General features: G+C 64.5%; 9 protein-coding genes. 5 read left to right on the top strand and 4 right to left on the bottom strand.

From position 1 onward, the window contains the following. Positions 1-110: 110 nt before the first annotated feature. Genes ACZ5K9_RS05060 through ACZ5K9_RS05050 form a run of 3 tightly spaced genes read right to left on the bottom strand, consistent with a single transcriptional unit; the run spans position 111 to position 761 of the window. Entirely contained in the window at positions 111-434 is a 324-nt protein-coding gene (locus ACZ5K9_RS05060; RefSeq protein ID WP_464273334.1) for a helix-turn-helix domain-containing protein, read from the bottom strand. Continuing rightward, positions 418-612: a type II toxin-antitoxin system RelE/ParE family toxin gene (locus ACZ5K9_RS05055; protein WP_464273333.1), complete on the bottom strand. Its 195-nt coding sequence runs from the start codon at positions 610-612 to the stop codon at positions 418-420. The genes ACZ5K9_RS05060 and ACZ5K9_RS05055 overlap by 17 nt, the downstream gene beginning before the upstream one ends. Then, the gene (locus tag ACZ5K9_RS05050) at positions 537-761 is read right to left on the bottom strand and encodes a type II toxin-antitoxin system RelE/ParE family toxin (protein WP_464273930.1); all 225 of its coding nucleotides are present in this window, start codon (positions 759-761) and stop codon (positions 537-539) included. Before ACZ5K9_RS05050 ends, ACZ5K9_RS05055 begins: the two co-directional genes overlap by 76 nt. Before the next feature lie 912 nt (positions 762-1,673). On the opposite strand from ACZ5K9_RS05050, the gene ACZ5K9_RS05045 reads away from it, so the two are divergent. The 5 genes from ACZ5K9_RS05045 to ACZ5K9_RS05025 all read left to right on the top strand — a co-directional run bounded on the left by ACZ5K9_RS05045 (position 1,674) and on the right by ACZ5K9_RS05025 (position 10,322). Next, positions 1,674-1,865, top strand: coding sequence for a hypothetical protein (locus ACZ5K9_RS05045; RefSeq protein ID WP_464273332.1), 192 nt, complete (start codon positions 1,674-1,676; stop codon positions 1,863-1,865). Positions 1,866-3,944: 2,079 nt separating this feature from the next. Beyond that, positions 3,945-5,495, top strand: a complete 1,551-nt coding sequence (locus tag ACZ5K9_RS05040; RefSeq protein WP_464273331.1) for a methyltransferase regulatory domain-containing protein — start codon at positions 3,945-3,947, stop codon at positions 5,493-5,495. A 138-nt stretch (positions 5,496-5,633) separates the two neighbouring features. After that, entirely contained in the window at positions 5,634-6,425 is a 792-nt protein-coding gene (locus ACZ5K9_RS05035; protein ID WP_464273330.1) for a SapC family protein, read from the top strand. 1,379 nt (positions 6,426-7,804) lie between these two features. Continuing rightward, the gene (locus ACZ5K9_RS05030) at positions 7,805-8,791 is read left to right on the top strand and encodes an N-acetyltransferase family protein (protein ID WP_464273329.1); all 987 of its coding nucleotides are present in this window, start codon (positions 7,805-7,807) and stop codon (positions 8,789-8,791) included. 37 nt (positions 8,792-8,828) lie between these two features. After that, positions 8,829-10,322 carry a CAP domain-containing protein gene (locus ACZ5K9_RS05025; protein ID WP_464273328.1) on the top strand — a complete coding sequence of 498 codons (1,494 nt, stop codon included), beginning with the start codon at positions 8,829-8,831 and terminating at the stop codon, positions 10,320-10,322. A 165-nt stretch (positions 10,323-10,487) separates the two neighbouring features. Here the strand turns inward: ACZ5K9_RS05025 and ACZ5K9_RS05020 are convergent, their stop codons facing one another. After that, complete coding sequence (locus ACZ5K9_RS05020; RefSeq protein ID WP_464273327.1) at positions 10,488-13,454, bottom strand: glycosyltransferase family 4 protein; 2,967 nt, start codon at positions 13,452-13,454, stop codon at positions 10,488-10,490. Positions 13,455-13,619 lie beyond the last annotated feature (165 nt).

Below are 13,619 nucleotides of genomic sequence, written 5' to 3'. Positions count from 1 at the left end.
CGCTCAAGACAACGTCGTCGGCGCTGGATTTATTGTCCGAAGAGCGCCATCGCTTCTTGGCTAAGGCTGGAGACGCATGGACCGCGACACGTTGCTGTCGCGCTTTCCATTCAGATCAAGGCTTCGAGGCCTTTGCGATCAAGAAGGTTGAGCAGCTTCTGCGTTGGGCCGCTAGGGTGCTTCTTACCCCGCTCCCACTGACGAACAGCGGAAAGGCTGGTATTGAGCAGAGACGCAAGCGTGCTCTGACTCAACTGGTAGCGTTCACGCAAGGAGCGAATCTTCTCGCTGTCATACTCAGGAACCGGCTCCAGGCACAGTGCGTCATACTTGCGCATCCTGTGCTGGTCGATGAAGCCTAGGCGATGCAGATCCGCCGCCGTCTCATGCACAGCCTCCAGGATTCGGCTTTTGGCCTTAGTCTTCGCCTTCATGGCAGATCTCCTCCAAGGATTCGTCCTCGACCTCTGCATCGAGTTCCATGCCGGTGAGGGAAAGCAGATCCTGGGCAATCATTAGCAACGCTTCTTTTTCTTTCACACTAATGTCGGCCCGTTCGTTCTTCTTGAAACCGAACACGAAGAACCATAAGTCATCCTTATTGGTGACCACCAATGTTCTGGCACCACCACGCTTGCCCCGACCGCAGGCCCCACCCGTTTCTTGACCACACCACCGCCGAGTTCTGCGTCGATGAGTCCCCGCAGCATCTCGCGCACGGCATCACACAGAGCCTCGTCGGTCAGCCCAGCCTTCCGCATCCAGCGACTGAAGTGGCGGGTTTTGAAAACTCGATTTATGATCGGACTATACCACGTAGTCCCATCCCCGGAAAGACAAACTGAAACAACCTCACTGTGACTCAAACTGGTCAAGCTAAGGGACACCCACGGACTTTCACTTACTTTGCTGCGCAACGAAGTTCCTGAAGCAGTTCGGCGTAGCCGCGGACAAGCCGGCGGGAGCGGGGGCAGCGAAGTTTCTGGGTGGGAAGACATCCGCTCGCCGGCGGCCGGACTTGCCCTCCGGAACCAGAAGACTGACCGGCGCAGACAAGAGACTCACCTGCTGAATCCTGAACTGCGCGGAAGCAACCACAAAACCGACCGTAAGTTGCGCGAAGCTTTCCGGCAGCCGAAACGATTGGGCAATCGACCGTGGCAGTTCGTGCAGGGCATGGTCGAGCCAACCATGGTGCGGGTCTTTCAGGCTCGAGGCATGCCGGTGCATCGGGTGTATCCGAACGCGGCGGCACGCGATACTGCGGGGCACACAGTGATGGAGTTCGACCTGCCGTTCATGAACGGGGAACACGCCATTGTGGCGGAGTGGCGTAGCCGCTTGAGAACGGATGACGTCGATGACAACCTGGTGAGGCCGGCGAAGTTCAAAGTGTTTTGCCGAGCATGCCGACAGGCTGCGGTGGAGAAGTGGACAAACAAGGACCTGTCGAATAAGCCGGTAAAGTATCTGTTCGTCGACGGGGTCAACTTCGACGGGGTTCGTTGTCATTGGAGTGACCGAGCAGGGGTCCCGGTTTGTGTTGGGGCTGCAGACGGGACTCGGCGAGATTCTCGCCGAGAGGCGAAACGTCCCCAAGCGGTACGCGGCCCGGCGCGCGCATCCGCCGGGCGGCACCGCGCGCGTGTGACGATGTCTCCGTGGTGCGGGCTATGGAGCGCGTACTGCTGGCTGAGCTCGCGGCGCGCGGCCATGCCGCGGCACAAAGGCTCCTGCCTCAGCACGAAGCCGTCTATCCCGAGCTGCGTTATCGGCCCGGGGATCGTGAGCGCGGCATACCCGGTCGCGTCAAGGTCCTGCGTGGGGCACCGCTGCGCGCATCGCGATCCCCCCACGTCCCCTAGGGGTTCAGCCCGATGGACGAAAACCCCATCACGTGTGCCCCACAGCCTGCGTGCCCACCTGCAGCCCGCGGGCCCACCCCACATTGTTGCCGATCCCCGGGCCAACGACCGTGTAGGGGCAGGCCCCTGTGCCTGCCCGCAATGCGGGCCGCCGGGCGGGAATGCCCCCATCGGTGCAGGATCTCGCGTGGGCACCGAACATGTCCCCATTGCGTGCCCGCAATGGGCGGGGTGCGCGCGATCCGAACCGGTCGGCCTACGGGCGGCCACGGGGGGCCGCCCCTACAGGGGGAATGGATTCCCGGACGTCATGGGCCATCGCCGTGAAGTCTACGCATCACGGCCGTGATTGTTTCATTGACACGGGTTTGAATGGATGCCGCCCCCCGGGATTGATCCTGTAGGGGCAGGCCCCTGTGCCTGCCCGCAATGCGGGCCACAACCAGAGAATGGGCCCATCGCTCAAGAATCCCGCGCCTGCGCGGAAGGCGTCGCCAGGGCGCACCCGCAATGGGCGGGGTGTGCGCGATCCGAACCGGTCGGCCTACGGGCGGCCACGGGGGGCCGCCCCTACAGGGTCCACGGATTCCCGGACGTCATGGGCCATCGCCGTGAAGTCTACGCATCACGGCCGTGATTGTTTTATTGACACGGGTTTGAATGGATGCCGCCCCCCGGGATTGATCCTGTAGGGGCAGGCCCCTGTGCCTGCCCGCAATGCGGGCCACAATCAGGGAATCAACCCATTGGTGCAGGCCCCTCGCCTGCGCGGAAGGCGTCGCCAGGGCGCACCCGCAATGGGCGGGGTGTGCGCGATCCGAACCGGTCGGCCTACGGGCGGCCACGGGGGGCCGCCCCTACAGGGTCCACGGATTCCCGGACGTCATGGGCCATCGCCGTGAAGCCTACGCATCACGGCCGTGATTGTTTCATTGACACGCGTTTGAATGGATGCCGCCCCCCGGGATTGATCCTGTAGGGGCAGGCTCCTGTGCCTGCCCGCAATGCGGGCCACAACCAGAGAATGGGCCCATCGGTCAAGAATCCCGCGCCTCTGCGGAAGGCGTCGCCAGGGCGCACCCGCAATGGCCGGGGTGCGCGCGATCCGGACCGGCCGGCCTGCGGGCGGCCACGGGGGGCCGCCCCTACAGGGTCAACGGATTCCCGGACGTCATGGGCCATCGCCGTGAAGCCTACGCATCACGGCCGTGATTGTTTCATTGACACGCGTTTGAATGGATGCCGCCCCCCGGGATTGATCCTGTAGGGGCAGGCCCCTGTGCCTGCCCGCAATGCGGGCCGCCGGGCGGGAATGGGCCCATTGGTGCAGGATCTCGCGTGGGCACGGAACATGTCCCCAGTGCCTGCCCGGAATAAGCGGGCTCCGTGCGATCCGAACCGCCCGGCTTGCGGACGGCCACGGGGGGCCGCCCCTACAGGGTCAACGGATTCCCGGACGTCATGGGCCACAACCGTGCACCGGCGGTATCCCGCCCGACGTTGTTTCATGGTCCACGGATTCCCGGAGGTCATGTGCCCTGACCGTTGAACGCCGGCATCCCGGCGGTCACTGTGTCATGGACACGGGTTTGATGATATGCCGACCCACGGCACGCACCTGTAGGGGCAGGCCCCCGTGCCTGCCCGCCATGCGGGCCACAACCAGGGAATCAACCCATTGGTGCAGGCCCCGCGCCGGCGCGGAAGACACCCACGCGCCAGCCAGAAATGGGCGGGGCAGGTGCGATCCGGACCGGCCGGTGGACGGGCGGCCACGGGGGGACGCCCCTACAGGGTCCACGGATTCCCGGACGTCATGGGCCATAACCATGCACCGGCGACATCCCGCCCGACGTTGTTTCATGGGCAACGGATTCCCGGGTGCTGAATCCGCCCGAACATGAACGGCCCGGCGGCGTGGATTGCGCTCCCGAAAAAGGCGCCCCTGCCCCTGGAACGGAAAAATTCGACAGGTGCCCCGATAGCATACAGAGGATGATTTGACAAGTTCAAGGCTCCCGTGCTAGCTCGGTGTCACCGAACGCACACCAAAAGACTCCTCGCTGGAGGGGGGATGGTATGAACGACTGGACCGCCGGCTATGTCGCCGACATCACCTACACCTACGGCTATTATACGGAACTCAACCCCCTGCGGATTCGACCGGCCCTTCTTTTCGCCGGGTTCGTCCCGCCGCCCGTGACCACCGCCTGTGAACTGGGGTTCGGCCAAGGCATGAGCATCAATCTCCATGCGGCCGCATCGACCGTTTCCTGGTGGGGCACCGACTTCAACCCGAGCCAGGCGGCTTTCGCCCAGGAACTGGCCCAAGTGGCAGGCTCCGGCGCCCACCTTTTCGACCAGGCCTTCGCAGATTTTTGCGCCCGTGAGGACGTGCCGGACTTCGACTACATCGGCCTTCATGGGATTTGGAGTTGGATTTCCGACGAAAACCGCCGGGTCATCGTGGATTTCGTCCAGCGGAAACTCAAGGTGGGCGGGGTGCTCTACATCAGCTACAATACGCACCCCGGCTGGGCGGCATTCGTGCCCCTGCGCGAGCTGCTGACGGCCCACGCCGAGCTCCTGGGGGCGAAGGGTGCGGGGATTGTGCGCCGGATCGACGGCGCCCTCGCCTTCGCCGAACAGCTCTTTTCGCTGAATCCCTTGTTCGCCCGCGCAAACCCCCCGGTTGTGGAACGCCTCAAGAAGATGAAAGAACAAAACCGCCACTACCTTGCCCACGAATTCTTCAATCGGGACTGGCACCCCATGAGTGTCCGGGACATGGGAGAGTGGCTTGCGGCGGCCAAACTGAGCTTTGCGTGTTCGGCCCACCTGCTGGATGCCGTCGACGCTATCCACCTCACTCTGGACCAACAAAAACTCCTGAACGACATCCCCGATACGATTTTTCGGCAACTGGTGCGCGACTTTTGCGTGCATCAGCAATTTCGGCGGGATTACTGGATGAAAGGCCCCCGCAGGCTTTCCGTCCTGGAACAGGCCGAGGTCCTGCGCCATGAACGGGTCATCCTGATCCAACCCCGCGCGGACGTGAGCCTCAAGGTGACGGGGTCCTTGGGAGAGGCCACACTGCAGGAAACCGTCTATGGCCCAATCCTCGACGTCCTGGCGGACCATAAGCCGAAAACGGTCGGCGAAATCGAACGCACACTCAGAGGCGGCACCGAGGCGGCCCGGGCCGTCACCTTCGCCCAACTCGTCCAAGCCGTCACAGTGCTCATGGGGAGCGGCGCCGTCGCCCCGGCCCAGGATGAGGCCACTATCCAGAAGGTGAAAAAACGGACCGACCGGCTCAACAGGCACCTCATGCAGCTCGCGCGGACACGACACGAACTGGGTTACCTGGCCAGTCCCGTGACCGGCGGCGGGATTGCCGTCCCGCGCTTCCACCAGCTCTTCCTGCAGGCGCGGAGTCAAGGCCACAAGGAGCCCCAGGACTGGGCCCGGGAGGTCTGGAATCTGCTTGCGGCTCAAGGGCAGCGCCTCGTCAAGGAGGGCAAAACCCTGGAGACCCCCGAAGAAAACCTCGCGGAACTCACGGCTCAGGCCGCGGCCTTTGCGGAAAAGCCGCTGAGGGTCCTGCAGGCGTTGGGGATTGCCTGAAAGACTTCACACGGGGATGCTGGGCGGGCGCTTTCCGCGCCGCAGTGTGCGGCAGGGGTGAAAGTGCGGCTCGAGGGGGGGCCAGAACAGCCGCCGGCCCGGTGGCGCGCGGGCGGACAAAAACCGTGGAGTGCAGAAATGCCGAAATTCCAAGCCATCACTAAGACCCATTTTGTCAACCTTCGCTGGAGGCGTGTGGAGAAGTACCATTTTGCGGCCCGGGATACCGTGGTCCCCGTTGTCGCGCAGGAACTGCCCCGCGCGTGCATGAGTCTGCCCCTGGCCTTTTTCCTGCAAGGCCAAGACGTGATTTGTGTGGCCGTTTTGGGGTTCCAGCCCGGGCGGAACCTCTTTGTCACCGCCGACGGGAACTGGATCGGCCCGTACATTCCGGCCGCCTACCGAGGTTATCCCTTTGCGGTGGCCGATACCCACGACGGCGCAATGGCGCTGTGCGTGGATATGGAAAGCGGGCTGGTGGATGCCGGGCCCGGCGAACCGTTCTTTGACGACACGGGCGAACCCACCCCGGCCGTCCAGAAGACTCTCGCCTTTTTGCACCAGGTGCGGACCAACGAGGTCGCGACCCGAAGGATGTGCGCGGCGCTCCATGCGGAAGGACTCATCGTGCCTTGGTCCATTGTGGTCAAGGATGGGCAGGGCGACCGGGCGGTGGAGGGGCTCTATCGCATTGACGAGGCGAAACTCCACAGCCTCGACCGGGACGCGCTGTACCGCCTGCATCAGGCCGGGGCGTTGGCAGCGGCGTTCTGCCAGCTCCTGTCCATGCAGCACTTGCCCACCTTGGGCAGGCTCGCCGAGGCCCATGCGAGGGCCGGCGTCAAAGAGTCCCTGCCTGTCACCGAAAGCGGGGAGCTCGACCTGAGTTTCCTCAATGAGGGCGGCACCATTCATTTCGGATCCGATTAGTCCGAAGCCCGGCATGGAGGGGACCTCACCGTCCGGGGTTCTTGGCATGGAACGTGCTCGGAAGAACCCCGTGGGATTGGAGGCGGGGGGGATCTTGCCTTGAGGTCCTCAACGGGTACCCGCCCTGCATCCGTGCCCACCCCCGGCAACGCACCTGTAGGGGCAGGCCCCTGTGCCTGCCCGAAATGGGCCGCCCGTGGGCGACGGCCGCGTGCCGGCACAGGGCCTTGTGCCTGCCCGAAATGGGGAGGGTCCGTGGGGTTTTGCGTGGGTGTGGGTCTGGGGCACGTGGGTTACGGGCGACCACGGGGGGTCGCCCCTACAGGGTTTATTGGACTGCGGATGGAAGCGGCGTCACCGTGAGGCCGCCGGGTCCCGGCCTTTATTGTTGCATGGACATGGGTTTGGATGGATGCAGACCCACGGGCATGGACCCCGTGTTTGGGCAAGCCCCTACCCGCCCGGGGACATCCCCTCGGCAACGGGCCTTGTAGGGGCAGGCCCCTGTGCCTGCCCGAGATGGGCCGCCCGTGGGCGACGGCACCGTGCGGGCACAGGCCCCTGTGCCTGCCCGAAATGGGGACGGCCCATAAGGTTTGGGGCGCGCGTGGGTCTGGGGCGCGTGGGTTACGGGCGACCACGGGGGGTCGCCCCTACAGGGTTTATTGGACTGCGGATGGGAGCGGCGTCAACGTCAGGCTGCCGGATCCCGGCCGTTGTTGTTTCGTGGACACGGGTTTGAATGGATAGTGAACCGCGGTTAAGGACGCCGTAGGGGCAGGCCTCCGTACCCGCCCGGGGACACCCCCCCGGCAACGCACCTTGTAGGGGCAGGCCCCTGTGCCTGCCCGAGATGGGCGCCCCGTGGGCGGCGGCGCCTGTGCCTGCCCGAGATGGGGACGGCCCATAAGGTTTGGGGCGCGCGTGGGTCTGGGGCACGTGGGTTACGGGCGACCACGGGGGGTCGCCCCTACAGGGTTTACTGGTGTGCGGACAGGACCGGCGTCACCGTCAGGCCGCCGGATCCCGGCCGTCATTGTTTCGTGGACATGGGTTTAAATGGATAGCGAACCGCGGTTAAGGACGCCGTAGGGGCAGGCCCCTACCCGCCCGGGGACATCCCCTCGACAACGGGCCTTGTAGGGGCAGGCGGCTGGGCCTGCCCGAGATGGGCCGCCCGTGGGCGACGGCACCGTGCCGGCGGCGCCTGTGCCTGCCCGAAATGGGGAGGGTCCGTGGGGTTTTGCGTGGGTGTGGGTCTGTGGCGCGTGGGTTACGGGCGACCACGGGGGGTCGCCCCAACAGGGTTTACTGGTGTGCGGATAGGAGCGGCATCACCGTGAGGCCGCCGGATCCCGGCCGTCATGAGGAGGGAAACCATGGCCGAGGATGTGCGCCTGGGAGAACGCCCGGACGCGGCCGAACTGGATCGTTTGATGTCCGTGTATCGTTACGGACGGTACTTGGAAAATCCGCGGATTCCTCCGGAGCGCAGCCGCGCCCATGAACGCGTGCTCCTCGAAGGGCTCCTCGCCCGGGACGACGCGACGGTCTTCAGCCTCGGACCGGCGGACTGGCTGCGCGGGGTGCTCATCGCCCGGGACAGCGCCTGGGACCGGGAGCATTTCGGCTACGGCGTGGCGGTCATCGAGACGATCCTCACCGCCGAAGAAGGCTACCCCCGGGATCGGGCCGTGGCGGAGCGTCTGCTGGAAGCCTTTCTGGACTGGTGCCGCAGCCGTGCGGTCCGTTTTGCGTCCATGCGCCTGTCCAGCCGGCAGCTTCCCGTGATTCATGCCCTGGAAGCCGCCGGATTTCGTTACATCGAAAGCTACATTTACAATGTGGTGGATCTGGATCGCGTGCCTCCGGCCGCCGAACCCGTCGCCGCCCTTCGCCACGCCCGGCCGGAAGATCAGGAGTATATGTGCCGATACGCCCACGGGGCGTTCACGACCCACAGGTTTCACGCCGACCCCTTCGTGGACCCGGCGAAAGCGGAATCCCTCTATTTCAAATGGATCCAATCCGCTTTTGCCGACCCCGGCCGGAAGGTCCTGGTCATGGATCAGGACGGTCGTCCGGCCGCCTTCATGGTGTATCGGGACGAAGATTGGCGGCACACGCTGGGGCTGCGTTCCGCGTCGCTCAACATGGGGTTGTTGGATCCGGAGGCACGCGGTCGGGGTCTCGGCACACGATTTTATCACGCCCTTTTCGAGCACTTCCGGAAGGAAGGCTTCCATATTGTGGAATCGGGCTTGTCTTTGAGAAACCAGGTGTCGCTCAACTGGCACAACCGGACCGGGTTTCGCGTGGTGAGCACCCATGTGACCCTGCATCGGTGGTGGGAAGGGGGCCCGTGAACTCAGGAACCCTCGGAACACAGGAGACGATGGATCCATGAAAAGGAGGATGGTGTCTGCGATCGTGACGGCGATGGTTGCCTTGTGGACGGTTGCCTCGGCCGCCGTCGTTCCCCCACAGGCCTTGTTTCCGTACTTCGGGCATGATGTGGCCCTGCCTCAAGCGAATGCGGACATGGTGGTCCGCCAGCGCCTCGTGGTTTTCAATCCGGATGTGGGCGCGCTGCAGCCTGGGGAGGAGTTTTTTCTCCCTCTCTTCGAGGACACGGCCCTTTCGGCTCGGGTGAAATCGGTCGCCCCGGATCCTCTGGGCAGCCGGCTCCTCTTCGTCGAAGATCCCGAACATTCCCAGATGGACGGGGTTTTGGCCGTGGGACCGGAGACACTGGCCGGTTCGGTCCGGGTTTCCGGAAGAGTCTTTCACATCCGCCCCGTCGCCGGATCGGTCCACGTGGTCCGGGAGCTTTCGCCCGCGGTGCCGCTCGCCGCAACGACCACTCAGATGACGCCCATCTATTTCGAATGGCAGACGGCGGCGTTGGTCAACATGGAACGGCGGATCAACAAGCTCTATGATCTTGCGTGGGACGATCGGCTCTTTGCGGCCGCCCGGGCCCATTCCGACGACATGGCGACTCAGGATTATTTCAGCCATACGAGCCTGGACGGACGCACCCCCGGCGACCGCATCACGGCGGCCGGCTACCCGTGGAACGCCTGTGGGGAAAACATTGCGGCGGGATACAGCACACCGGAAGCCGCCATGCAAGCGTGGATGAACAGCCCCGGACATCGCGCGAACATCCTCAGCAGCACGTTTTGCGACATCGGCGTGGGCTATGCCTACGCTCCGCCGACCACCTACCAGCACTATTGGACGCAGGATTTCGGCCGTAAGACGGGCGTTTCGGTGTGCCCGCCCGCGGTGAATGCCCCGTACCCCGGCACCGACGGGCTCAACGCCATCGGATGGGTGGCCTCGTTTTATGTGGCCTATTGGGGGCGGTGTCCCGATCCTGAAGGTCGAGCGTACTGTCTGGATTTGATCAATACGGGTGTGTTGACCGCCGTGGGTGTCGCCGAAAACTTCGCCCTTTCCGCCGAGGCCAAAGCGCTCTATCCGTATTTCAATAACCCGCAAGCCGCGACGGACGCCGATCGTCGGGCTTTCGTGCGGGATGTGTACCTCCATTTGCTCAACCGGGAGCCGGATCCGGCGGGCCTGGACTATTGGGTGTCGGCGCTGAGTACCGGTCTGGCGACACCCGGGCAGGTCATCGCCCATCTCATCAACGCCGCTATGCAAGATCACGGATCGGACTGGGCCGTGATCCGCAACAAGGTGGATGTGGGCCAATACTTTGCCGACCGGGTGGCGCAGAAGGGATTGGTCTGGAACGATACCTTACGAGGCTACGCCATGGCCGTTTTGGTCGATGTCACGGCGGATCCGGCCACCGTGTCCGAGGCCATGGCCCAGGTGGATACCTTGTTGGGGGGCCGTCCGGGACCCACTTGGCAAATCTATTGACAGACCGGATCGTCGAGGTCGGCCGGCTGGGGGTGCGGGGGCGACCCGAGTGCCGGGCGGCCGCGACGGAGCCGAAGGCATCGTCAAAGCGGGTGGATACTCGCCTCCGGATGGAGGCGGCGGACTGTACGTCGACCCCATAGTTCCGCCGGGCGTTCCACCCCGTCAGGCGCCCGGGGGCGGGAGATCGTCGTTGAAGATCTCCTCATCCGATACGGACGCATTCACCAGCAGGGCCCGGAGCACCCGCTCCATCCTGTCCGCCAGGGCAGGCCAGGCGTTGTGGACGATCCAGCGCTGCTGGGCTTCCTCACGGGAGGCTCTCTTTTCGGCATCGGCCAGAAGCTCCCCGATGCCTTGGGCCAACGCCGTGGGGTCGGTTCCCGGAAGCGTATGGACCACCGGGGCCACATCGTCAAAGATGCGCAGCGGTGTGCAGGCTGTCGGACGGCCGGCGGCGATCCCGAACCGCACGGCCGCACTGGACGATTCCCCCGTGTACTGATACGGGTACACCACGAGATCCGCCGCCTGCAAAAGGGCCAATGCCGCTTCTTCCTCCAGAAAATCCTCGAGAAAAAGAACGCGCCGCTCTAAACCCATGCGATGGATGGCCTGCCGGACTTCTTCGGCATGGCGCGCCGAATCGTCCGTGGGGTATCGGGCGGTGGCCAACACCAAAAAGAGATCGAAAAAGCGCGCCAGGAGTTTTTGGAAAGCTTGGAGCAGTTCCAACACACCCTTGTGGGGCATGAGGAAGCCGAAAGTGGCCAGCACGGTGAACCGTTCCAAACCGAAGCGCCGTTTGGCGGCTTCCACGGACTGCCGAGGGACCAAAGGCAGGCCGTGAGGCCACAAGACGGTGTTGTCGTCGAGACCCGCCTCGCGAAAGAAATTGACGTCGTCCACCGTATGCACGGCCAGTCGGGCGGCTTTTTTCAGGACGTCGGCGCCGCCGCGGAGCACCTCCGCCACGTAGTGCACGGCGTGGAAGGTGACCCAGACGAGGATTCCCCGACGAGAAAGCGCGTCCACCAGGGCCAACAGGCGGTCTGCGTCGTAGAACGCCGGATGATATTGGATGACGGCGACGGCGGCCCCCGTGTCTTCCGCTCCCGCAAGGACGCTGTCCACCACTTCCGGGCCTTGGGGACACCGGCGGACGAAAGGGGGGTCGGGGACCAGGGGTGATTCCCACGACGGGGCGAGGACGGTGGCCTTGACGGCTCCGGGGCGAGAGAGCATGGGCGTCAAAAGGTATTGCGAATACCGGGCGATGCCGCAGCGGCCGCCCCAGGTGGACACCCACACCAGCGGAATGGGACGATGGCGCCAGGGCTGAGGCCGCTGAAAAACTTCGACGGCCTGTTCCGTCCGGCGGGCCCAAGCATCCCAGGTCATGTGACGGGTCACGAACTGTCGGGCCGCCTCGCAACGCGCCCGGACCGCCTCCGGACCGGCGGCGGCCACAGTGCGCATGGTTTCCGCAAGGCTGTCAGGGTCCGGCTCCAGCCAGAGAGACCCGGGGCGACTGAGGTGCGAGGCGGCGTAGGTCCAGCGGGCCGGGACACACCACGCCGTGCGCGGCGTGCAAAAATCGGCTTGACCGCTTCCGTCCGTGACGATGACCGGCAGCCCCTCCAGCATGGCTTCCGCCATGGGCAGCCCGAAGCCTTCCCCTCGGGTGGGTGCCACAAAGGCATGGCATCGGCGGTAAAGGTCCCGGATCATCCCGTCGGGAAGATCGGCGTCAATGACAATGACCCGCGGCGGGTCGGGGTGCCGTTCCCGAAACGCCCGAACCCAGTCGTGGACCCGATTGTGGGGGTTGGGGAAGGTCTTGATGACCAAGGTCACGTCGTCGGCGCCGGTGAAAGCCTTGCCGTAGGCGTGGAGGAGGATGTCCACGCCTTTTCGCGGAAATCCCGACGAGATGTAAAGAAAACGAAAACCCCGGCCCAGATCCCCGTCATAGGGGATGGGGGAGGTGCGCGTGATATGGTCGACCCCAAGGCCGCTCACCCGGATCGGCAAGGGCAGGCCGTTGTCGATGAGGATTTTTCGAACGGCCCGGGACATGACCGTCACGCCGTCCAGGCAGCGGGCAAATCGGGCGATGTACTCCTGGGGATAGACGGTTTCTTCCCATCCGTAGCTATGGAGAACGTTCACCAACCCGGGGCGGCCGGCGACATAAGGGGGATAAGAGTTCCACAGAACGACCCGGGCGGCCGGCGCGGTGTGCCCTCGATGAAAAAGGTCCGCGAGGTCCGGGTGGCGATCGAGCCCCCCTGGAGTGAGCCGGGGATGCGCTTCAGGACGGCCCAAGAAATCCAGCCCCACCCGTCCCGGATGGCGCCGTTCCAGAGCGCGGGCGCCTTCTCGATTGACCAGCGCCAAACTGTAGCTCGTCTCAAAGGGACCGTCCACAAGATAATCGAGGCACATTGGGGAAGTGTGGTTGTGCAGGTGCTGGAAACGCCGGAGTTGCGCTTCGGCGGTCCGGCGACGCAGGGATCGGTCCGAAAGAAACACCCGCAGAATCGCCAGCGTATCCAAAGGCTCGCCGGTCTGGAGATGCACTTCCGCATCCCCGAGCAGTCCACGGACGGCTTCGGGGGTTTTCGGGCCCGTGAGGACGGGCACTTGAAACAACGCGGCCTGCATGAGCCAGGTTTCAAGGTAGGGCGAGGGCCAGAGCGCGAGAAAGGCATGGGCGCATCGGAACAGGGCGGCCGCTTCGGCAGGGGTGGGGTGGACGACGATCCCTTTTTCCGGCGATGCCTGCCCCCGGAGACGGCCGTTGGGGAAAAATCCGCCGGGAGAGGGTGCCCCACGGGTTGTATGAGCGTCGCCATTGGAAGGATGAGCCGTCGGGCCCTCGCCGACCGGAGAAACCGGCCCGGGACTTTTGAGACCGTCAGCCAAAATCACCACCGGACACGGGAGCCCCAGAGCCGTGGCGACGCCGGCGGACACCGAGGACACGAGCTCCTGGACCCCGTCCGACCACGCCGATGCAGGCATCGGGGCAAGGAGCAGGGCCGTGTCCCGATAACGGAGGGCCGTTGTGTCGTCGTAAGGGGAAGCCCCGGGAAGGGAATCTTGGCGCAGCTCGGAGGCCGATGTCATTGCGGGATTCATGAGAGTGCGCGGTTTCTCTGCCGTCCTCACACGGTTGGTTTTTTCGTTTTGTGGAACACCATGAAGCCGTGGCCACAGGTTTCCTTTTTTGACGGGATGCCCGACACAACTTCCCCCATTTCCCTTATGCCGACGAGGGCGGCCATCCTTGCG

It is taken from the genome of Desulfosoma profundi, from assembly GCF_055387865.1.
Note: the sequence above shows the minus strand (reverse complement) of the source record. Positions and strands in the feature narration are given on the sequence as shown.